This window comes from Kordia sp. SMS9, from assembly GCF_003352465.1.
Taxonomy (GTDB): Bacteria; Bacteroidota; Bacteroidia; order Flavobacteriales; family Flavobacteriaceae; genus Kordia.
The window spans coordinates 2,948,010-2,969,083 of sequence record NZ_CP031153.1 but is presented as its reverse complement, the minus strand read 5'-3'; the positions used below and the strand labels follow the sequence as shown (position 1 = coordinate 2,969,083).

General features: G+C 36.3%; 19 protein-coding genes and 1 tRNA gene. 11 read left to right on the top strand and 9 right to left on the bottom strand.

What is annotated here, in order from left to right; translation table 11 throughout:
- Positions 1 to 28 precede the first annotated feature (28 nt).
- Both KORDIASMS9_RS12840 and KORDIASMS9_RS12835 read right to left on the bottom strand, forming a co-directional pair.
- Complete coding sequence (locus tag KORDIASMS9_RS12840; RefSeq protein ID WP_114903215.1) at positions 29 to 730, bottom strand: ABC transporter ATP-binding protein; 702 nt, start codon at positions 728 to 730, stop codon at positions 29 to 31.
- Between the two features lie 236 nt (positions 731 to 966).
- Positions 967 to 2,211, bottom strand: a complete 1,245-nt coding sequence (locus tag KORDIASMS9_RS12835; RefSeq protein ID WP_162819930.1) for an efflux RND transporter periplasmic adaptor subunit — start codon at positions 2,209 to 2,211, stop codon at positions 967 to 969.
- Between the two features lie 163 nt (positions 2,212 to 2,374).
- On the opposite strand from KORDIASMS9_RS12835, the gene KORDIASMS9_RS12830 reads away from it, so the two are divergent.
- From KORDIASMS9_RS12830 to KORDIASMS9_RS12790, 9 genes are all read left to right on the top strand, one after another.
- On the top strand, positions 2,375 to 3,745 hold the full coding sequence (locus KORDIASMS9_RS12830) for a sigma-54 dependent transcriptional regulator (RefSeq protein WP_114903213.1): 1,371 nt from the start codon (positions 2,375 to 2,377) through the stop codon (positions 3,743 to 3,745).
- Entirely contained in the window at positions 3,745 to 5,073 is a 1,329-nt protein-coding gene (locus tag KORDIASMS9_RS12825) for a PAS domain-containing sensor histidine kinase (protein ID WP_114903212.1), read from the top strand. The genes KORDIASMS9_RS12830 and KORDIASMS9_RS12825 overlap by 1 nt, the downstream gene beginning before the upstream one ends.
- 189 nt (positions 5,074 to 5,262) lie before the next feature.
- Positions 5,263 to 5,979 (top strand): 3-deoxy-manno-octulosonate cytidylyltransferase, encoded by a 717-nt coding sequence (kdsB, locus tag KORDIASMS9_RS12820; protein ID WP_205318074.1) that lies wholly within the window; start codon positions 5,263 to 5,265, stop codon positions 5,977 to 5,979.
- Positions 5,976 to 6,668 carry an HAD family hydrolase gene (locus KORDIASMS9_RS12815; RefSeq protein WP_371412772.1) on the top strand — a complete coding sequence of 231 codons (693 nt, stop codon included), beginning with the start codon at positions 5,976 to 5,978 and terminating at the stop codon, positions 6,666 to 6,668. Before kdsB ends, KORDIASMS9_RS12815 begins: the two co-directional genes overlap by 4 nt.
- On the top strand, positions 6,669 to 7,301 hold the full coding sequence (locus KORDIASMS9_RS12810; RefSeq protein ID WP_114903209.1) for a CatA-like O-acetyltransferase: 633 nt from the start codon (positions 6,669 to 6,671) through the stop codon (positions 7,299 to 7,301).
- A gap of 58 nt (positions 7,302 to 7,359) precedes the next feature.
- Positions 7,360 to 8,421, top strand: coding sequence for an iron-containing alcohol dehydrogenase family protein (locus KORDIASMS9_RS12805; RefSeq protein WP_114905244.1), 1,062 nt, complete (start codon positions 7,360 to 7,362; stop codon positions 8,419 to 8,421).
- Between the two features lie 477 nt (positions 8,422 to 8,898).
- Positions 8,899 to 9,453, top strand: coding sequence for a 1-acyl-sn-glycerol-3-phosphate acyltransferase (locus tag KORDIASMS9_RS12800; RefSeq protein ID WP_205317986.1), 555 nt, complete (start codon positions 8,899 to 8,901; stop codon positions 9,451 to 9,453).
- Between the two features lie 238 nt (positions 9,454 to 9,691).
- Positions 9,692 to 10,378, top strand: coding sequence for a hypothetical protein (locus KORDIASMS9_RS12795; RefSeq protein ID WP_114903208.1), 687 nt, complete (start codon positions 9,692 to 9,694; stop codon positions 10,376 to 10,378).
- Between the two features lie 602 nt (positions 10,379 to 10,980).
- Positions 10,981 to 11,559 carry a hypothetical protein gene (locus KORDIASMS9_RS12790; RefSeq protein ID WP_162819929.1) on the top strand — a complete coding sequence of 193 codons (579 nt, stop codon included), beginning with the start codon at positions 10,981 to 10,983 and terminating at the stop codon, positions 11,557 to 11,559.
- Positions 11,560 to 11,627: 68 nt separating this feature from the next.
- On the opposite strand, the gene scpA is transcribed toward KORDIASMS9_RS12790, so the two are convergent.
- From scpA to KORDIASMS9_RS12755, 7 genes are all read right to left on the bottom strand, one after another.
- The gene (gene scpA / locus KORDIASMS9_RS12785) at positions 11,628 to 13,757 is read right to left on the bottom strand and encodes a methylmalonyl-CoA mutase (RefSeq protein ID WP_114905242.1); all 2,130 of its coding nucleotides are present in this window, start codon (positions 13,755 to 13,757) and stop codon (positions 11,628 to 11,630) included.
- A 1-nt stretch (position 13,758) separates the two neighbouring features.
- Positions 13,759 to 14,385, bottom strand: a complete 627-nt coding sequence (locus KORDIASMS9_RS12780) for a hypothetical protein (RefSeq protein WP_114903206.1) — start codon at positions 14,383 to 14,385, stop codon at positions 13,759 to 13,761.
- Positions 14,378 to 15,742 carry a methylmalonyl-CoA mutase subunit beta gene (locus KORDIASMS9_RS12775; RefSeq protein ID WP_114903205.1) on the bottom strand — a complete coding sequence of 455 codons (1,365 nt, stop codon included), beginning with the start codon at positions 15,740 to 15,742 and terminating at the stop codon, positions 14,378 to 14,380. Before KORDIASMS9_RS12775 ends, KORDIASMS9_RS12780 begins: the two co-directional genes overlap by 8 nt.
- Positions 15,739 to 16,044, bottom strand: coding sequence for a septum formation initiator family protein (locus KORDIASMS9_RS12770; protein WP_114903204.1), 306 nt, complete (start codon positions 16,042 to 16,044; stop codon positions 15,739 to 15,741). Before KORDIASMS9_RS12770 ends, KORDIASMS9_RS12775 begins: the two co-directional genes overlap by 4 nt.
- Positions 16,045 to 16,092: 48 nt before the next feature.
- Positions 16,093 to 16,701 carry a uridine kinase gene (udk, locus tag KORDIASMS9_RS12765; protein WP_114903203.1) on the bottom strand — a complete coding sequence of 203 codons (609 nt, stop codon included), beginning with the start codon at positions 16,699 to 16,701 and terminating at the stop codon, positions 16,093 to 16,095.
- A gap of 282 nt (positions 16,702 to 16,983) precedes the next feature.
- Positions 16,984 to 17,058: transfer RNA gene (locus KORDIASMS9_RS12760), tRNA-Pro, on the bottom strand.
- A 198-nt stretch (positions 17,059 to 17,256) separates the two neighbouring features.
- Entirely contained in the window at positions 17,257 to 19,440 is a 2,184-nt protein-coding gene (locus KORDIASMS9_RS12755) for an RICIN domain-containing protein (protein ID WP_114903202.1), read from the bottom strand.
- 239 nt (positions 19,441 to 19,679) lie between these two features.
- On the opposite strand from KORDIASMS9_RS12755, the gene KORDIASMS9_RS12750 reads away from it, so the two are divergent.
- Both KORDIASMS9_RS12750 and KORDIASMS9_RS12745 read left to right on the top strand, forming a co-directional pair.
- Positions 19,680 to 20,597 carry a hypothetical protein gene (locus tag KORDIASMS9_RS12750; RefSeq protein WP_162819928.1) on the top strand — a complete coding sequence of 306 codons (918 nt, stop codon included), beginning with the start codon at positions 19,680 to 19,682 and terminating at the stop codon, positions 20,595 to 20,597.
- Between the two features lie 3 nt (positions 20,598 to 20,600).
- Positions 20,601 to 21,074 carry a YdeI/OmpD-associated family protein gene (locus tag KORDIASMS9_RS12745; RefSeq protein WP_114903200.1) on the top strand — a complete coding sequence of 158 codons (474 nt, stop codon included), beginning with the start codon at positions 20,601 to 20,603 and terminating at the stop codon, positions 21,072 to 21,074.

Sequence of the window (21,074 nt, the reverse complement as noted above, 5' to 3'; positions counted from 1 at the left end):
TTTTTTGATTGATGAATGATTGTTTTTGTTACTGAACTAAGACGTCGATATCGCGTGTGTTCGTTTTCTCTGAAATGATTTCGCCATCTTTCATCATGACAATTCTACTTGAAAATTGCGCATCATACGAAGAATGCGTCACCATGATAATTGTGGCTCCAGAAGCGTGCAATTCTGCCAATAATTCCATGACTTCATTCCCGTTTTTACTGTCCAAATTTCCGGTTGGTTCATCCGCCAAAATCAACTTCGGATTCGTCACCAAAGCTCTAGCTACCGCAACACGTTGTTGTTGTCCGCCAGACAATTGCAATGGAAAATGTTTTGCTCTGTGTGCAATTCCGACGCGTTCTAAAATTTCATTCACCCGTTTTTTGCGTTCGCTAGATGGTACTTTGTTGTAAATTAATGGCAACTCAATATTCTCATACACAGAAAGTTCGTCGATCAAATTGAAATTTTGAAATACGAATCCAATATTGGCTTTACGCACTAAGGCACGTTGCTTTTCCGAATATTTCGAAACTTCCTCTTTTGCAAATTGATAGCTTCCAGAAGTTGGCGCATCTAGCAATCCGATGATATTTAATAAAGTCGATTTTCCGCATCCTGAAGTTCCCATAATGGACACAAATTCGCCTTCTTTTACGGTTAAATTCAATTTGTGAAGTGCAGTCGTTTCTACTTCTTCTGTTCTGTATACTTTCGTTAAATCTGTTAATGTAATCATTGTTTTGTTGTTTTTTTTATTTCGACTACGCTCAATATGACGTGTTTTTATTTGATTGATGTTCTGCCCACGCTGAGCCTGTCGAAGCGTTCGTTTTTTGATTGATGATTGTTTATTTGGTGTTGGCTCTTGGCTCTTGGCTCTTAAAAATACTTTTTCAATTTAAAATTCAACATTCATAATTTATAATAATCCGACAAGCGTTTCCACTAAAATATATACAAATACTAGCATAATTAGTTCAAGTTTAGTGCTTCCATATCTTTATAATCGTCATAGCTTGACGTAATCACGCGATCGCCCGCTTGCAAACCTTCCAATACTTCGTAATAAAAAGGATTCTCACGTCCGATACGTACATTTCGTTTCACCGCTTTATTGTCTGAATTTAACACAAAAACCCATTTTCCATTCGTGCTTTGGAAAAATAATCCTTTTGGCAATAATACCGCTTCACTGTTGTTCGATAAAAACATTTTACTTTTTAACGACATTCCGCGACGAATTCCTTTGGAAATAGAATCGTTTTCAAACTGTAATTCCACTTGAAAATTACCACTCACAATCTCAGGATAAATCTTTGAAATGCGGATTGGGAGTTTTGTTTCTTCAACTGTTACCGTTCCACGAATGTTTTCTTCAAGTTTAGAAATGTAGTATTCATCTACTTTTGCAACCAATTTGTAACCATCTAAGACGTCAATTTTACCGACATTATCACCTTGATTGTAATTTTGTCCCAAGGTCGGATTGAACGATGACAACAATCCATCTTGAGGCGCTTTTACAATAAAATTCTCTTTGTTTTTGCGTAACAATTCTAAACTTTCTTCCATTTTCTGAACAGATGCATTGATACGAGCCAATTGCACATTTCGATCATTTTTTTCGTTGGAAACTTTCGCTTTAATCACTTCGTTGCGCTCTTTTTGAAATTTATATTCTTGCTCAGAAGTTTGAAACTTGTTGCGTGCAATGACATCTTTTTTATACAAACGCTGATCAGTCGTGTATTGACGTTCCGCATTTTTAAACGAATTGTCAATACTCAACAGTTGTTCGTCTAAATTCAACTGTTGATTCTTTATCGTGACGCGAATATTTCTCAAATTATTAATTTGCTCTACAATGGCAGTTTCTTGCGTCAAATAATTCAATTCTGCATTCGGATTGTACACACGTAATAATGGTGTGCCTTTTTTGACTAGTTGTCCGCTTTCTACAAACACCTCTGAAACCGATCCACCTTGAATGACGTTGATCAATACCGACGTTTTTGGTTCTACGGTACTATTAAATAATAATACATCTTCAAAATCACCTTTCAATACCGTTTTGATTGAAATGGAGTCTTTTTGTAAATTGACTTGCTTTTTGCGTGTAGCGCTCATAAAAATAATGGCGAACACTACGATTGTTGGAATTCCCCAAAACAGCATGCGTTTCGTTTTTTTATTTTTTGGTTGAAGTTGCTTGTCCATCGCTTTTAATTTTGTTTGATAAGTAGAGTGCCATTGTTGTGCCATGAAAAAATAAACACACAAATGACTAAATATCAATTACTTAAAAAATAAGTCGATTTTAGAAGTGTTCATTTTCGAACATTTTTTTGTTCATTATCAAACATCTCACTAACTATGTAGTATGAGAAAGAAAGAAGCTTCCATATTAATTGTCGACGATGACGACGATATTTTATTTTCGGCGCGCATTAGCTTGAAGAAGTATTTTACGGAAATCATTACGACGAACAATCCTAAAAAGATTCGCAATTACATCATTTCACAAACTTTTGATGTGGTATTGTTAGATATGAATTACCGCATTGGCTTTGAAGACGGGAAAGAAGGTTTGTATTGGTTGCAACAAATCAAGGAAATCAGTCCAGAAACGACTGTAATTCTCATGACCGCTTTTGGAAGTGTAAATTTAGCGGTAGAAGCCATCAAGCAAGGTGCCACCGATTTTATTCTGAAACCTTGGAACACCGAAAAGCTATATAGTATTGTAAATGCAGGTGTGGAATTGGCGCGTTCCAAGCGAAAAACAACACAGCTTGAAACGGTACAGAAACAACTCGATAAAGATTTTCACCAACAAACAGAACACATTATTGGGAAATCGGTGGCGATGAAAAAAGCCATCAATTTGGTGCAAAAAGTGGCGCCAACAGATGCAAACGTGTTGATTTTAGGTGAAAACGGAACAGGAAAATATGTATTTGCCAAAGAAATTCATCTGCAATCCAATCGTAAAAATCATCCGTTTATTCATGTCGATTTAGGTGCATTGAACGAAAATTTATTTGAAAGTGAATTGTTTGGCTATGCGAAAGGTGCGTTTACCGATGCGCAAAAAGATACCTTAGGACGATTTGAATTGGCGGCTGGCGGAACGATTTTTTTGGATGAAATTGGCAATCTGCCATTACACCTTCAATCGAAACTTTTAACGGTAATTCAAAATAGAAAAGTGACACGTTTGGGAGAAGGAAATGAACGCCCAATTGACGTGAGAATCATTTGTGCCACCAACGCACTTATTCATGAAATGGTAAACGAACAAACTTTCCGACAAGATTTACTATTCCGAATCAACACGATCGAATTGCAATTGCCACCATTGCGCGAACGCTCGGAAGACATTGAAGTCTTAGCGAATCATTTCCTGAAAAAGTTGAATCAACGATACCGAAAACAATTGACTTCAATTTCAAACAATGCTATTACGGCATTAAAAAATTACAGTTGGCCTGGAAACATTCGGGAACTAGAACATATTATAGAACGCGCCGTTATTATTACCGAAAATACAAGTATTGAAGCGGAAGATTTGCACTTTTCTTCACGCAAAGTGAATACTGCAATGCCAGCGACGTTAAACTTAGAAGAAACCGAAAAAATCCTGATTCAGCAAGCGTTGGACAAACATCATGGAAATATTTCTAAAGCTGCGAAAGATTTAGGATTAACGCGTGCTGCTTTGTACAGACGACTTGAAAAACACCAACTCTAATGAGCAAAAAAATTTACATACAACTCTCCATTCGTATTTTGCTCATTGCAGTCAATGCCATGTTGATTTTTTATTTTTTCCAAAAAGGATATGTAATCAACGGATTTGGGTTTACATTGTTATTAATTTTTCAAACCTTCTTGTGTTTTGATTATTTAAAAAAGCTCTTTTTAGACATCGAAAAAACAGTAGATTGTTTGCTAAACGACGACTTCTCCAATAAAATATCTGTTGAAAAGCAACAAAATATTTTACATGCAAAAACAGCCAAACTTCAAGAAAAATACCGAACACAAAGCCAATTATTCACTTCTGAACAGGTAATTTTTACCAATATTATTGAGAGTTTAACGATTGGCGTTCTCATTCTCCGAAAGGATAAAAATGATGAAATTGAAGTTTTTCAATTGAACAAAGCATTTGTCGATTTCTTTCAGATTCCGAAGTTTTACAATTGGAAATTATTACAAGAAAAAATTACACCGTTGGTCAACATTATTGACGCAAAACCTTGGAAACGCGTGAAACATACCATTTCGCTCACCGTAAACGAGCAATTGGAATCTTTTTTCCTGAAAACTTCCGTGACACATACGAGCGATTACGATTATTTGATGGTAACGATGGAAACCATTCAACAGTTAATTGATAAGAAAGAAAAGGAATCTTGGTACAAATTGATGACCGTCATGTCGCATGAAATCATCAATACGATTACGCCAATTAGCAGTTTGGCAGAAAACTTAGATTCGCTTTTGCAAGATGAACCTGATGAAGATACATTGTCAGAATTATCGCAAGGATTGAAAATCATCAAAAAGCGTTCGTTACACTTGAATAATTTTGTAAATACGTATCGTCAATTATCCGAATTGCCATTGCCTGACAAAAAGGAAATTAATTTTACCGAAACGGTACAACAAACGCTGGATTTGTTCTCGCAAGAATTTAAAGAAAAAAACATTCAACTGCATTTTCAACGTGAAGAAAACATTCAACTTTTGGCAGACAAACAACAATTGGAACAAGTTGTTATCAATTTGATTTCAAACTGTTTATACGCACTCAAAGAAGCTTCAACACCTACAATTACAGTCAACATAAGCCAAGAAAACAATCGCGTACATTTGACGGTTTCTGACAACGGCATTGGCATTTCGCAAAAAATTAAAAACAATATTTTTGTTCCCTATTTTACCACAAGAAAAGACGGTTCGGGAATTGGATTGACCTTAACCAAAAGTATTGTAGAAGCGCATGACGGCACGATTTTCTTTAAATCTGAAAACGGATTAACAACGTTTACCTTGAGTTTTCAAACTGCATAATCTTTCGTGGTTGTTTGTGGATTTGTCAATTTGTTTTTTCTGTTTTTTGTAATTTGAACTGCTACACTTATAAACTATTGCAATGGCGACTAAAAGCCAAAACCAAATAAATAAGGCTATCAATTCTTCATCACACAAAATAATTGTATTTTTGAATACTTAAAATTCTTCCTTTTGAAAATAATAGCAATGATTCCCGCACGATATGCAGCTTCTCGATTTCCAGGGAAGCTCATGCAAGATTTACACGGTAAAACGGTAATTACCCGAACGTACGAAGCTACGGTTGCTACAGGTCTTTTTGAAGAAGTCTATGTAGTGACGGACAGCGATGTGATTCGCGAAGAAATTAGCAAAAATGGCGGAAATGTCATCATGAGTCAAAAGGAACACGAATCTGGAAGCGATCGCATTGCAGAAGCCGTAGAAGACGTGGAAGCCGATATTGTAATCAATGTGCAAGGTGACGAACCGTTCACGGAAAAAGCCAGTTTAGAAAAGGTAATCAACGTTTTTTATGAAGATCCGCAAAAAGAAATTGATCTCGCTTCATTGATGGTAGAAATTACGGATTGGGACGAAATTAGCAATCCTAACACGGTAAAAGTCATTGTAGATCAGCGCAGTTTTGCACTCTATTTTTCACGATCGCCAATTCCATTTCCAAGAGATAAAAATGCAGGTGCCAAATATTACAAACACAAAGGAATTTATGCATTTCGCAAGCAAGCCTTGTTAGATTTTGCCAAATTACCTATGCAAATGCTTGAAGCCACTGAAAAAATTGAGTGTATTCGCTATTTAGAATTTGGGAAGAAAATAAAAATGGTGACGACCACTGTAGAAGGTGTTGAAATTGATACGCCAGAAGATTTAGAACGCGCCAAAAAAGTATGGAACTCATGAAGTATGATGCTATAAAAGTCATCGCGTTTGACGCCGATGATACGCTTTGGGTGAACGAAACCTATTTCAGAGATGCAGAACATAAGTTTGCCAAATTGCTGTCTGCATACGAAACAGAGAATAAAATTGATCAAGAATTGTTTAAGATGGAAATGAAAAACCTTCCAATTTACGGCTACGGAATTAAAGGTTTTGTGTTATCAATGGTGGAAAGTGCAATGGAACTTTCCAATGGAAAAATCTCCAACAAAGTCATTACTGAAATTTTAGAAATCGGTAAGCAAATGATCGACATGCCTGTAGAATTGCTCGATGGCATTCTAGAAACTCTTGAACATTTACACAAAAAATACCGATTATTAGTCTTAACAAAAGGCGATTTACTCGATCAAGAACGCAAATTAGAAAAATCGGGCTTGACCAAATATTTTCATCATGTGGAAGTGATGAGTGATAAAAAAGAGAAAAATTACAGCGATTTATTAGAGCATCTCGAAATTGATGTGAACGAATTTTTAATGATTGGAAACTCGTTACGATCAGACGTTTTGCCAATTATCAATATTGGAGCAAAGGCGATTCATGTGCCATTTCACACGACATGGCAACATGAACAAGTAGCGCCACATGAAGAATCGGAACAATATGATGTCGTCAAAAACATCAGAGAAGTGTTAAACCATTTGTAAATGAGAAAGCTCGATGTACACACATGGAATCGCAAGGAACATTTTGCGTTTTTCAACACTTTTCAAGATCCGTTTTTTGCCGTAGCAACACCGGTGGATGTAACGAAAGCGTATGCATTTGCCAAAACATCTGGAAATAGTTTTTTTACTGTGTATTTGCACGATTGCATGAAAGCTGTGAATGCAATAGAAGCGTTTCGCTATCGCATAGAAAACGAAGATGAAATTGTGGTACACGAGGCTATTCACGCATCAGCAACGATTTTAAGAGAAAATAACGTGTTCGGTTTTTCTTTTATTAATTATGATGCGAATTTTGAAACGTTCAAACACAATGTAGCACAAGAAAAAAACCGAATTTACAATTCAGAGGCACTTTTTCCGCCTAAAAATACGGAAGATTGTGTTTTTGTATCGGCTTTGCCTTGGGTAAACTTTTCAGGTCATAAAGAGCCTTTTCATGGAAAAAAAGAATCTGTTCCAAGAATTGCTTTTGGTAAGATGGAAACAGTTGGTGCTAAAAAAATGATGACGGTTTCAGTTTCTGTAAATCACGCCTTGATGGATGGCTATCATGTGGGGCAGTTTACCGAAAAATTTCAAGAAAATTTATTAAATCACGAAATAAGTTAACAGACTATTTATATTTACAACATTAAACTAACTAATTATGCAGTACAAAAACTTTCCAATGGTTCCCAGAGTAATCTTCGGAAGAGGAAGTTTTAACCAGATACAGGAAATTCTAACGCCAAAACGAATCAATACGAAGGCGCCGTTTATCTTTTTGGTAGATGATGTTTTCGAGCACAATCCGTGGTTGATTGATCGCATTCCGCTTCGTTTTTTAGATCAGATTATTTTTGTTTCTGCGAATGAAGAACCGAAAACCTCACAAGTGGATGCGTTGGTCAGCGAACTGAAATCGCGTTTTACCGAAAATCCATCAGGAATTATTGGAATTGGTGGTGGAACCTTGCTTGATATGGCAAAAGCGGTAGCAATTATGTTGGCAAATGAAGGAAGTGCCGCCGATTATCAAGGTTGGGATTTGGTGAGTAGTGAAGCTGTATATCATGTGGGAATTCCAACAATCTCTGGAACTGGCGCGGAAGTTTCACGTACTACCGTTTTAACTGGACCTGAAAAGAAACTAGGAATCAACTCGGATTATACGCCATTTGATCAAGTAGTGTTAGATCCGGAATTGACGCGTGGTGTGCCGCAAAATCAGTGGTTTTACACGGGAATGGATTGTTATATTCACTGTATAGAATCGCTCACAGGAACGTATTTGAATGCCTTTAGTCAGAGTTATGGCGAAAAAGCACTCGAATTATGTCGCAATGTATTCTTAGAGAAAAACGTGCGTGATGAAGATTCTGAAGACAAACTCATGATGGCTTCTTGGCACGGCGGTATGAGTATTGCCTATTCGCAAGTTGGTGTCGCACACGCCATGAGTTACGGACTTTCCTATTTGCTAGGAACCAAACATGGAATTGGAAACTGTATTGTATTCAATCACTTGGAGGAATTTTATCCGCAAGGTGTTTCAGAATTCAAAAAAATGGTTGTGAAGCATGATATTGACATTCCAAAAGATGTTTGCAAAGATTTGACTGACAAAGATTTCGACAAAATGATTGACATTGCTTTGATGTTGGTGCCACTTTGGGAAAATGCTTTGGGTAAAAACTGGCAGGAAATCATTACCCGTGAGAAGTTGAAGCATATGTATAAGAAAATGTAGCTTCGACTTTGCTCAGCTACCTTTTTAGATGCGTTCTTGCGTACGCAGAACTTTTAGATGACTTTGTTGCTAGATTAGTAGACTTTTTTTGAAACGTCTTTTCGAAAGTTTTGTAGAAACTTGTGGCAATCTGTTTCTTTTGGAAATATAATGTTCTTTGAAACACGACTAATTCCTAATTCCCAAAACCTAATTCCCATAACGTTAAATTACGTCGCTTCGTTTGCAATGACGAATCATAGACAATCAAGTCAATATTGGGAAACTAACCTCAAATACGCAAACACACCTTTTGAATGCGTAAACGAGTTGTTTAGTTCCGTATGGAACAATCGTGTTAATGTTATCATAAATGTATCAGAATTATAAACTTTACGTTCGTATTAAAAAATAATTATATAGTTCAATCCTTGAAACTTCACTACCTTTACAAAACCATTGAAATGCCAAATTAATTTTAAAAATTCCCCAACTATTATGCGTGCCATTTACAAATTTATTTACTTCAAACTTTTAGGTTGGAAAATAAAAGGTTCATTTTCTCAGGAAGTGAAAAAATGTATTGTAGCCGTAGTTCCACATACAAGTTGGCACGATTTCTACATTGGATTGATGATTAGAAGCATCACAAAAACTAAAATAAATTATGTGGGGAAAAAAGAATTGTTTCGCTTTCCATTTGGCTGGTATTTTCGTTGGACAGGTGGCGCACCAATTGACAGAACTCCAGGGCAAAACAAAGTGCAAGCCATTGCTGCTGTGTTCAAAGGAAAAGAAGAATTTCGATTGACCTTGGCACCTGAAGGAACGCGTAAATTGGTCAATGAATTGCGCACTGGCTTTTATTATATTGCCAAAGAAGCTAAAGTTCCGATTACATTAGTAGCATTTGATTTTGGCAAAAAGGAAGTGAAAATTGATAAATTATTCTATCCAACGGACGACATAAAAGCAGATTTTGCGTATATCTACAAATTCTTTGAAGGTGTTGTTGGGAAAATACCCGAAAAAAGCTTTGGATACAAAGGATAAACTTCCATTGAGTTGTGTTCAATTTTTAATGATGTTGAAATTACATGTCAAAAAACATTTAAAGTGTAGAAAATAAGGCACAACCGTATTCTTTTTATGGTAAATCACTCTTTTTTGACTTTGCCAGTATTTGTAAAATTCATAAATTTGTAAGAAAATAATCTAATTCATAAAAGATTAATCGTATTGGTATTGTTAATTTTCCAATTTTATCTTTTATTTAGAGGAACTACAACTTATGAATACACTACAAAAACTACCAATCGTACTATTCTTAGTACTTTTTACATTTTCATGTAATACTGATGAAAATAGTGAAGATGCAATTCCTGCTGAACAAATCGCAAATTCTACATTTACCAAAACAGCATTTTATCAAAACCCTATATTTTTAAAGGGGAATTTTAAAAATGTAAGTACACACAACCATGAAATTTTATTGTATACAGAGACATTACATCAAAAACATATTTTTCATGTGCAAACAAATGAAGCATTCCAATTCAATGAAAAAATTAATGAAATCGCTTATTTAAACGATGGAATTCTTATCAATAATAGTGTTTTTATTGGTGTGAAAGGAAATGTGTCAAATCAATTGATAACTGATGTTAACGCTATTTCTAAAAACAATATTAAAGTCAATTTAACAGCAAAGAGTTTATCGTATTTCTGGACTCCTAAAGAAAATAAAAATTACGAAGATATTGATTATTACAGTCCAACACTTCAAAGACAAGTTCCTGAAATTGTAGATACTGATGGCAAAGGAAAATGTGATCATGGCGGTGAAGGCTCTACTTCTTGCAGTCTTACCAATGGTAACTATGGAAGTTGTTCAGTGTCTTGCGGAACAGGATATTATGCTTGTTGTGTAAAAGGTTCATGGTCCACAAAACAGAGCTGTCATTGTAAACAGAAATAATAAAATTAAAACATACTTTGTGAAACACTGGAATCTTTTTTCAGTGTTTTTTTTGCTCAAAATAATGTAATCTAAATGATTTGATGAGCTCTTGCAACTACAAGAATTAAGAGCGTCGAAAATAGAATACAAAACATAGAACAATTTCGCATTGTCACCATTAAATTTATTGATTTACAATCTTTTATTTCTACAAATTTATCTGATGGAATTCGCTTTACTATCATCATTTAAAGAACACTTTTCAAGAAACTAATTCAAACCTATATTTAATTTTAAGTTCTTGACAGTGAAATCACACGTAACTGTTTGATTTTTAGCATATTTTTTGTAATTTAAAAAATCAATTATAATTACTTACAATAATTGATGCGGCAAAAAGAAAATTCCCTTACTCTCTCCTAAAACTAAAATTACCAAAATTGTCATTTGGAACGTGTGTTGACGCCTCACAATTATGATAAATGGTGGAAATGAATACAAGCACCAAGTAAAACTAAAAAATACATTCCGCGCTTCAATTATATTCTGTAATTGCGTAGTGAGTTGAATAAAAACATGTCAACTTATCCTAAAAATAAGGACATCAAATAACCTAACCAATGAAAAAAATAGTTAAAATCGTACCGATGATCGTACTTGCATTCGCATTCCTACTAATCGGCTGTAATAGCGATCAAGAAACCACAACTGTAAACGAGGAAAGCACTGCCAAATCAAAGGTACCTAACATGGATGCTGATTGGATAGAAATCGGCTATATAAAAGATGGAATGCCATACATAACGTTTGATACGAAAAAAGCGCTAACTACACTGAGCGCAAACATGAAAAAATATGCCAATATTGACGCAAATTATACAAGTGTGTATGTGGCAAGCATTGATGATACATACAATTTATTGTTTGAAGGCGACACATACCGTACTTCTTTCTATGTAAAAGTGATTGAATCACCTTCAAAATTAGAAGTGGCAAATGCTACAACCACGATAGCTGCACATCGTAAAATAACGTGTACAACATCCGAATGTTCTCATGAATCTACTGGATGTGCAGTGAAATATGACCGTGAAAACAATGATTTACCTTATTGTTCTCCGTGTGCAAATGGAGGAAAATGTACCAAAACAGATTTAAGCAGTGCAGAAGCTGCGGAAGCTGCTGCAGGCGTTTTCTAATACTTAAAATATAATGAAAGAAGCTGTCTAAAAATAGAAAAATTAGACAGCTTTTTTATGTGTAAAAATTATTCTTCGTCAATTAAAATTTCCAACAACTGAATCGCCGCTTCGCTAATTTTAGTTCCAGGACCAAACACGGCAACTGCGCCCGCTTCAAATAAAAATTCATAATCTTGATGCGGAATGACGCCGCCGACAATCACCATAATATCTTCACGACCGTATTTTTTCAATTCTGCAATTACTTGCGGAACCAAGGTTTTGTGTCCAGCCGCCAAAGAAGAAACACCTAAAATATGTACATCGTTTTCCATGGCTTGTTTGGCAGCTTCCGCAGGAGTTTGGAATAAAGGTCCGATGTCTACATCAAAACCAACATCTGCATAACCTGTTGCTACTACTTTTGCACCACGATCGTGTCCGTCTTGTCCCATCTTTGCAATCATAATTCGCGGTTGTCTACCTTCTATTTCTGCAAATTTAGCAGCCAATTCTTTTGCTTTTTGAAACGAACTATCGTCTTTGATTTCTTTACTATACACGCCTGAAAATGATTTAATTTGTGCTTTATATCTTCCAAAAACAGCTTCGAGTGCATCTGAAATTTCACCTAAAGTTGCACGTTTACGGGCTGCATCTACTGCTAATGCTAATAAGTTTTCTTCTCCAGATTTCGCAGCTACTGTGAGTTTTGCTAATGCTTCTGCTACTTCGGAAGCATTTCGGTTTTGCTTCAATTCGTCCAAACGTGCCAATTGCGCATTTCGAACGGTTTGATTGTCTACTTCTAATATATGTAATGGATCTTCTTTGTCTAGTCTGTATTTGTTGACACCCACAATCACATCTTGTCCAGAGTCAATGCGTGCTTGTTTACGCGCCGCAGCTTCTTCGATGCGTATTTTCGGAATGCCCGCTTCAATTGCTTTGGTCATGCCGCCCAATTCTTCTACTTCTTCAATCAGTTGCATGGCTTTCTGTGCAATTTCATGGGTGAGTTTTTCCACATAGTAACTTCCCGCCCAAGGATCCACCGTTTTGGTAATTTTAGTTTCTTCTTGGAGGTAAATTTGTGTGTTTCGGGCAATTCGTGCAGAAAAGTCTGTGGGCAACGCAATGGCTTCATCCAAGGCATTGGTATGCAAACTTTGCGTACCACCAAAAGCTGCTGCTGCTGCTTCAATACAGGTCCGCGCTACATTGTTAAACGGATCTTGTTCTGTAAGACTCCAACCGCTCGTTTGGCAATGTGTTCGTAAGGATACTGATTTTGGATTTTTCGGATTGAATTGTTTTACCAACTTCGCCCACAACATCCGAGCGGCGCGCATTTTAGCAATTTCCATAAAATGATTCATGCCAATTGCCCAGAAAAACGAAAGTCGCGGCGCAAAAGTATCAATGTCCATTCCTGCGGCAAGTCCTTTGCGTATGTATTCCAAACCATCTGCCAACGTGTATGCAAGTTCAATATCGCAGGTGGCGCCAGCTTCTTGCATGTGATATCCGGAAATACTGATACTGTTGAATTTTGGCATGTTTGCCGACGTATATTCAAAAATATCCGAAATAATTTTCATGGAAGGCGTTGGTGGATAAATGTAGGTATTACGCACCATAAACTCTTTCAAAATATCATTCTGAATGGTTCCTGCGAGTAATTCAGGTTTCACACCTTGCTCTTCTGCCGCCACAATATAAAATGCCATAATGGGCAACACCGCGCCGTTCATCGTCATGGAAACTGACATTTTATCGAGCGGAATTTGATCGAAGAGAATTTTCATGTCTTCTACCGAATCAATCGCAACACCTGCTTTTCCCACATCGCCTACTACTCGTTCATGATCGCTGTCGTATCCGCGATGCGTTGCTAAATCGAACGCAACAGACAATCCTTTTTGTCCCGCAGCTAAGTTTCTTCTGTAGAACGCATTGCTTTCTTCTGCGGTAGAAAATCCTGCGTATTGACGAATGGTCCACGGTCGGCGAACGTACATCGTAGAATATGGTCCACGAAGATTGGGTGCAATTCCTGCTACAAAATCTAAATGTTCTACATTGTCAAGATCTTCTTGATTGTATGAAGATTTTACTTCAATGTCTTCCGCTGTGGTAAATGACGCAGTTTTGCCTTTTTCAAACGTTTTCGTTGATTGATCAAGCGTGATATGTTGGATATTTTTTCTACTCATTTTACAATCTGATTTTTTGGAAGTACGAATCAAAGTCGTACGCTTTTTGGGAGTTAAAACTCACTAAAAAGGTTTTGTTATTTTGATTTGCCACGTAGAAATAGCTATATATTTGTGCGTCTTCACCTGTCAATAAGTTGGTTCCTTTGTATAAAAAGATGGCTCTAAAAACACGTCCCGTAGGGAATTTTAGAATTCCTGCTCTGCTGAAAGAACTTTCCAAACCTAACATTCTACCACCAGCTTTGTGTCGTTTATTTAGTAGTTTGAGCATCTCTTGAGATACCGACTGATCGATTTCAAAATACGGCATTGTCATAAATTCAATACTCGTTTCTAGGTCTTCGCTTCGCATGATGTATGCGTTTTCAGGACCGTATTTTTTGTACAAATAGCGCGCACGTTCCATTTCTCTAACTTGCGCATTTTCAATACTATTGATGAATTCGAGATATTCACTATTTGAAAACATTTTTACATTTTTAGGGACAAATAGATAGATGTTTTCACTTTCCAAATGCACATACTTTCCATCTACATCTTTAAACGGCACTTTTTTATCGCCGTTGTCACTGCCACATTGAATGCAAAAAAAACTGAGTAATATGATGTATATAAATCTATTCATTGTGGAGTCGTTCTTGTTCTAATTTTGCTGCCAAGCGTTTTGTTAGAATCGGTGCTACTAATACTTTTCGTGCTTGTTTTTTGGGAAATGGTGAAATTTCCAAATCGTTTTTCATACGATCGTTCGGGTTTGGATAGCGGTTTGTACCTAGCAATATTTCTTTTCCCTCGTCAAATAATGTTTGTTCTTTCGCAGCACTTTCTTTGATTTTCCGTTGAATGGTTCCTGCTTTGAGTTGTTTCAGGAATCCGCCATTGCTTTCTATATTTTTAAAAAGTGTCAAGGCTTTTTCGGCGAGTTGCTGTGTGATGTTTTCTATGTAATACGATCCTTCGGTCGGATTGTCGGTTTTGTCAAAATAACTTTCGTCTTTTAGAATCCGCAGTTGGTTTCTTGAGATGCGATCGCCAAATTCGTTTGCGTGATGATATAATGAATCATACGGAAGATTGTGTATAAAATCGGCACCACCTAATACGGCGCTCATACATTCAGTAGTAGTTCGTAACATGTTTACATTGTAATCGTACAGCGTTTTGTTACGCGTTGAAGGTGAAGCAATGATAGTACATTCAGGATGCACATTGTATTCCTTTGCAAGTACACTCCATAATTGACGTAATGCTTTTAGTTTCGAAATTTCAAAGAAATAATGTGTACCAACCGTTACGTTGAGCGTGATGGTATTTGTAATGTTTGCGCCATAGTGATTTAAATATTCATTGACATGCGCGAGTGCATACGCGAGTTGCTGCACCATGGTAGCGCCTGCGTTTTGGTACACATTTACATTCACAGTGAGGACACTACGGAAACCATCAAACTTTAGGATTTGTGCTACCGCTTCATGATCTGAAGTAAGATTTTCAAACCAATTTCCTTTGGACGCCAAGTTTCCTATTACATCTACACCTAAGGTAATACTTGCAGCATTCTCTTTCGCGAAAGCGTGAATATCTGCGCAATAAGCTACCGACAAAAAGTCCATTTCTATATGAATAGGAACTGTTGACACGGCAACGCCAACAAGAACTTCGGCAATTGAGATTTGATCGTTTGTGATATGTAATACCACACTTTCAGCACCTCGCTTCAAAATATTTTTGATCGTTGCGTTTGCCGCACTCGCATTCGTCACCACGATGCGTTGTGTAACTTTCCATTTGGTAGTTTTCGTCGCGACAGCTTGTACTGTTCCAAACGTTTCCCGATGATAGAAAGGTTTGATGTTGATACCTTCCTGCGTTGCCGTTACCAAGGTTTGATTGTAATCGGCACCTTTGAGATCGACTTGTATTTTTTGCTTCCATTGTGCTGCGGAAACGGCATCAAATTCATGAAATAGTGAATTACTCATTTGTCAGATGTTTTTAAGCTATCGGCGTATTCTATGATGTAAATTTCTTCATTTTCCTTTTTCATGAAATAGTTTTCGCGGGCAAATTTTTTGAGTTTTTCCAAGGTGGAAAATTCTTGAATTTCCTGTTTATCTTTTGCAATAGCTTGTTGTAAGTTTGCGTTTTGTTCTTCTAAAAGTTCAATTTGCTTGTTTAATTCTCGATGTGTTGAAAACCACGAATTTGCATCTAAAAATAGCATCCACACAATAAAAATCGCGGAAATGATGATGTATATATTTTTGAACTTTTCCAGTTTCATGCTCCGTTTTGAGATACGATGGGTTTGTGCGTGTAAATGTACTAAATATTAGGCTAATCGTTCGCTGATAATTGTACGAACAATGTCTACGGCTACCGTATTGTAGCGATTGTTTGGGATGATGATGTCTGCAAACTCCTTTGTAGGCTCAATAAATTGTTCGTGCATGGGTTTGAGTGTGGTTTGATATCGCGCCAATACTTCGTCAATATCTCGTCCACGTTGGGTAATATCACGTTTTATTCTTCGGATAAGACGCTCGTCAGAATCGGCATGTACAAATATTTTAATATCAAACATATCGCGTAGTTCTTGATTGGTCAAGATTAAAATTCCTTCTACAATCATCACTTTTCTAGGCAAGGTATGAATGGTGTCGCCTGTACGATTGTGTTTTACAAACGAATACACAGGTTGATGAATTGGATTTCCTTTTTTCAATTCGTGCAAATGTTCGCAAATCAGATCAAAATCAATAGATCGTGGATGATCAAAGTTGATTTTTGTGCGCGCTTCATAACTTAAATGCGAAGTGTCGTTATAATACGAGTCTTGTGATATGATTCCGACTTCATTTTCGGGAAGTTGTTTAATGATTTCGTTGACCACTGTTGTTTTTCCGCTTCCAGTTCCGCCGCCAATACCGATAATGAGCATAGAGTGTATCTTTTTAATTGTGGGACAAAATTAAGTAAATTATTGATTTAATTTAGATAAAAGCGTTGAGATCACAACAAGATATTCTATATATATGAAATTGGTTGAAATTTTATTTTTTTGAGGTTACTTTTTTTACAAGCAGGAATGATTTAAGCAGTGTTTTTATTGGCGAAGTAAGTTCTTGAATCGCTATGCACTTGCAATTCATTTTATAGCATTTATTTTGGCAAAATTATACAGTATAAAAAAAGTCTTGCAATAAGCAAGACTCTTTAGTTGTCGGGGTGGCAGGATTCGAACCTGCGACCTCCGCGTCCCAAACGCGGCGCGATAACCGGGCTACGCTACACCCCGAAAAGTGTTTTGTAGTTTTATAGACATGATGAATATAGAACTACACCCGAAAATTTGGATTGCAAATATAAGATTTTTTCAGAAAGACAAACACAAAAACTATTTATTTTTAAAATAATTTTGAATTATGTGCAATTGAGCATTATGCTTGTTTTAAAAGTAGTGTGTGTTTTATTACTTTTAATAGAAATAAGTATCCTAATTCAACTTAAAATACTGTGTTCTTTTGTTGGCTCTTGTTTTTAATTCGATTACTTCTCGTGGATTTCTCGAAGCACGTTGTACGAGTTCAATCGCTTTTTGGGAATCTACACCGACAAAAGTGTATTGCCCATTTCCTCGTTGTATGATGGTCCATTCAAAACCATATTCTTTTGTAATAGCGGCATTTTTGTAGCGTTCAATTTCATGCTGAGCGAGATCATCCGCTAAATAATTCCATTCGTCATAGTTGTTTGCCGATTTTTTTATCTTAATGAGATAGGTGCCGCGCACTGTTTTTTCGAATTTGAAGAATGAATTTTCATTGTCCCTACAAAAGTCTAATTTGTTATATCCAGTTGCATCTGAAGTCCAAACAAAGGCTATACAAACTTTTTTTCCATTGACCGCAGACGACATGCTAAAGGTTCTGTTTTCTAGCGGATCGCTTAGGTTTTTTATTGGTTGTTTGGCATCAAAATACCAACGCCCATTGGCCGTTTTTCCTTCTTTCCATTTGGAAACAAAGAAGTCATTGTTTTTAGAATCATAAAATAAGGTATCGTCAATTTCGTATTGTTCGAGTCGCATGCCAATGTTTGTAATTCTGTAGTAACCATCCGCTTGCTGTGTGATTTCCCATTGTTGAAATTTGTCGTACCTATTATTATTGGCAAGAAGCACATTTCCTTTGCGATCATTTGCGGCGGCAAGTGACCAAAATTTTCCATTGATATATACTTGCAATTGGTATGTATTTCCTCCTAAAGAACGAACACGCCAATCTGTATTGGTAGCGTTCATGGCAAATTTTTTCGAATTCATATCGTAGCCACTCAATGTATTTTTGGTACTTACTTTGTTGGAAATTTTAGCGAAATGCTTGTTTTTCCAGATTTTAGAAAAGTTATTTTTATTCTGTGTCAACAAATCATCCGTTACGACTGGCGTAGGATTTACCGGAGTATTTTGTTTTTTTGGACGTTCAACATTAAATGTTCTTGGCGTAGACCAATTTCCATAATATCCATTGCTGAAAACGCGTACTTTCCACGTCCAACCAATCAATTCGTTCGTTTTTCTGTGATTTCGTTGTATCAATTGATATTTCGAAACTGGCGTTGTTTTTCGGAACGATTTTCCAGCATCGTTGGGATGCGAAACAAGAATTTCATATTGTTCTGATTTTGGAACATCTGCCCAGTCAAAATCCCAAATATAGGTTGCACTGTTATTTTCTTTTCCGTTTGCTAAAGTTGCATTTTGTTGTGGCGAATTTAACATTACTGTTGGACGTGTTGGTGTTGCCTGTTTGAAGTAAATCGTATTTGGTTTGCTCCATTTGGTCCATTCATTCCCTATTTTTGCACGAACCCACCAACCCCAAGCACCTTTGGCAAGTTTTGCAGGAAGTACTTCTGACAGTTCTAAATTATAATAGTTTTCTTTAAAATATGAGTTTAGAAGTTTGTCTTTTTTGTTACTGTGCTCTACAAAGAGTTGGTATTGTGTCGCATTTGGCACTTTTTCCCATTGAAATTTGATACTATTCCCTTTTCTATTTTCAACGACTTGTCCCGTTACAGGCGCAATTAGTTTTGGCTGAATAGATTTGGTAACTGATTGTGGTTTTGGCTTTGGTTGAGGCTTTGGCTTTTTAGGAGTATACGGAATCAATTTGAACATTGCATTGGAAAGTCCATCGCCATACTTTTGTATGACAGTGCTTCCCATGTTGAAACCTGCAGCGGCAGCAATTGATTTGTTACTGTGTTTTGCTGTAATATAATAGTATCCGTCGCCTGTAGCGCGACCTAGTTTGAATTTTTGATTTTCCACATTGGCTTGATTCCACATTTGAACGACAGCACCATTTTTTTGACTTCCGCCACGAATGTCTATGACTTTGTTACTTTGTTTGGAACGAATGATATAATAACCGTTTCCGACAGCTTCAAACTTAAACAGCGAATGATCTTTTGTATTATATCTTCCTAAAATTACAGCCACACCATTATTTTGAAACGGCTGTTGTGTCTGTAAGACTAGTTGCTTTTTATAACTTTGAATGACGTACCATTGTCCTTCTTTTACAGGTTCTTGTGCAAATATTGGTAAGGAAATTAGACAACAAAATACTACAAAGCAATAGTTTTTGAATGTATGGGAAAATGTGCGCATCGGGAAAATTTTTATTCGGTGTTGTAAATATAGTATTATATATTAAACTCGTTTGAATTCATAAATTTATACAGAGTGTTTTCAAAAACGTTGCCAAATTTTTGATTTCCTGTATTTTTTATGGTTGTATATTTTTTCAAAGTGTGTTTAGGCGATACGAAAATTCACGTCTTCTTTGGTGTTTTTTGAGAACTATCATAAAAAATCAATATCTTGGTTTCCTGAAATAATTCTTCTTTATGAAACGATACTCTTCTTTATTTTTAGGATTCCTTTTTTTGTTTTTTTCTTGCGGAAGCGACACAAAGAAACCTGCAACTCCTTCTGAAACAGCAACGAAAACATCCGAAACGGTTTCCACTAAAAACGTGAAAAATTCTAGCGAAAGCGAGCCAAAACTTACATTAAATGACAAAATTGCGTTTATAAAATCAAACTTTTCTAAGATTGAAAACCAACTTTCTTCATTCGATAAAAAATTTGTTGAAGAAAATGTCGGTGGCGGAGTTCTTAAAAAGGAAGCGTATTATAAGTCAGGAGTTCCACAGAAAGTTATGTTCGGTAATTACGGAGAACACGGCTCTATAGCGCGTACTTTTTATGTGCACAACAATACACTGTTTTTTGTGTTTGAGGAAGAATTTAGTGAAGCTGGAATGAGTGGACCCTTTACAAATAAGGAAAGACGTTATTATGTGTATGATGACGAATTGATTCGTGTGCTAGAAAAAGAGAAAACATCGAAAGAATATAAAAAAGACATGTCTAAAGTTGCAAATGTAGATGTTACGGATCAGTGGAAATCAAAACAAAATATAATTACTGAGTTTGAAAAAACACTTCGCGAAACAAGTGCTTCTTTAATAGCATCAAAAGCTGTTGGTTTAGATAATGGACGTTGGATTAGTACAGACGATCCAAAATCGCGCGTAGAAATTAAAGATGGAAACTTTATCATGTTTTATGAAGGCACCGAAACTTCCCCAGATAGCATTTTTGATTATAAACTTACCGAAAAAGATGGTATTGAGTATTTGGAGTTAAAGAATGCTAAAGGCGAACGAATGATTTACGGATTGCTAGAATATTCAGAGGATAGTATGGTGTTGAGTTATTTGAATCGCGGAAGCACATTGACTTATCGCAAAGAAAAATAAAAGATGATTCACGAAGGCACGCAACCATTACAGAAACGCGGTAGTTATTACCATTTGGAAGTCGCTGCTGAAGTTGTGCATCAGTGGGAAAAGAAACGCGCCACACGCTTAATTTGCACAATTGATGATCATGTAACTTTACATTGCGGACTGAATCATTTAGGAAATGGCGATTTTTACATTATGCTTGCCAAAAGATATATTCAAAAAATTGGCAAAGAAGCTGGTGAAATGATAGCTTACAAATTGGAAATTGATCCAAATCCGCTTGGCGTGGAAATTCCCGAAGTATTGGAAGTGTTTTTAGCCCAAGATCCTGACGCACAAACAATTTTTGACAAGTTAACCGATGGACGCAAACGCACGTTGATTTTTAGCATTTTACGCATTAAAAATATTGATAAGCAAGTAGAAAGTATCCTAAAGTTTCTACAAGCAGAACACGAAAAACAACGCGCCAAAAAAAGTAATTGGTAA

What these genes read in the sequence shown, in the direction of transcription:
- KORDIASMS9_RS12830 (WP_114903213.1), top strand. Translation starts at nt 2,375, where the DNA reads ATGAGAAAGAAAGAAGCTTCCATATTAATTGTCGACGATGACGACGAT.
- udk (WP_114903203.1), bottom strand. Translation starts at nt 16,701, where the DNA reads ATGCTCATTATCGGTATTGGCGGCGGAACTGGAAGCGGAAAAACAACA.
- KORDIASMS9_RS12775 (WP_114903205.1), bottom strand. Translation starts at nt 15,742, where the DNA reads ATGAGTAATTCACTATTTCATGAATTTGATGCCGTTTCCGCAGCACAA.
- kdsB (WP_205318074.1), top strand. Translation starts at nt 5,263, where the DNA reads ATGATTCCCGCACGATATGCAGCTTCTCGATTTCCAGGGAAGCTCATG.
- KORDIASMS9_RS12825 (WP_114903212.1), top strand. Translation starts at nt 3,745, where the DNA reads ATGAGCAAAAAAATTTACATACAACTCTCCATTCGTATTTTGCTCATT.
- KORDIASMS9_RS12810 (WP_114903209.1), top strand. Translation starts at nt 6,669, where the DNA reads ATGAGAAAGCTCGATGTACACACATGGAATCGCAAGGAACATTTTGCG.
- KORDIASMS9_RS12780 (WP_114903206.1), bottom strand. Translation starts at nt 14,385, where the DNA reads ATGAATAGATTTATATACATCATATTACTCAGTTTTTTTTGCATTCAA.
- KORDIASMS9_RS12835 (WP_162819930.1), bottom strand. Translation starts at nt 2,211, where the DNA reads ATGGACAAGCAACTTCAACCAAAAAATAAAAAAACGAAACGCATGCTG.
- KORDIASMS9_RS12805 (WP_114905244.1), top strand. Translation starts at nt 7,360, where the DNA reads ATGGTTCCCAGAGTAATCTTCGGAAGAGGAAGTTTTAACCAGATACAG.
- KORDIASMS9_RS12745 (WP_114903200.1), top strand. Translation starts at nt 20,601, where the DNA reads ATGATTCACGAAGGCACGCAACCATTACAGAAACGCGGTAGTTATTAC.
- KORDIASMS9_RS12770 (WP_114903204.1), bottom strand. Translation starts at nt 16,044, where the DNA reads ATGAAACTGGAAAAGTTCAAAAATATATACATCATCATTTCCGCGATT.
- KORDIASMS9_RS12815 (WP_371412772.1), top strand. Translation starts at nt 5,976, where the DNA reads ATGAAGTATGATGCTATAAAAGTCATCGCGTTTGACGCCGATGATACG.
- KORDIASMS9_RS12795 (WP_114903208.1), top strand. Translation starts at nt 9,692, where the DNA reads ATGAATACACTACAAAAACTACCAATCGTACTATTCTTAGTACTTTTT.
- KORDIASMS9_RS12750 (WP_162819928.1), top strand. Translation starts at nt 19,680, where the DNA reads ATGAAACGATACTCTTCTTTATTTTTAGGATTCCTTTTTTTGTTTTTT.
- KORDIASMS9_RS12790 (WP_162819929.1), top strand. Translation starts at nt 10,981, where the DNA reads ATGAAAAAAATAGTTAAAATCGTACCGATGATCGTACTTGCATTCGCA.
- KORDIASMS9_RS12840 (WP_114903215.1), bottom strand. Translation starts at nt 730, where the DNA reads ATGATTACATTAACAGATTTAACGAAAGTATACAGAACAGAAGAAGTA.
- scpA (WP_114905242.1), bottom strand. Translation starts at nt 13,757, where the DNA reads ATGAGTAGAAAAAATATCCAACATATCACGCTTGATCAATCAACGAAA.
- KORDIASMS9_RS12755 (WP_114903202.1), bottom strand. Translation starts at nt 19,440, where the DNA reads ATGCGCACATTTTCCCATACATTCAAAAACTATTGCTTTGTAGTATTT.
- KORDIASMS9_RS12800 (WP_205317986.1), top strand. Translation starts at nt 8,899, where the DNA reads ATGCGTGCCATTTACAAATTTATTTACTTCAAACTTTTAGGTTGGAAA.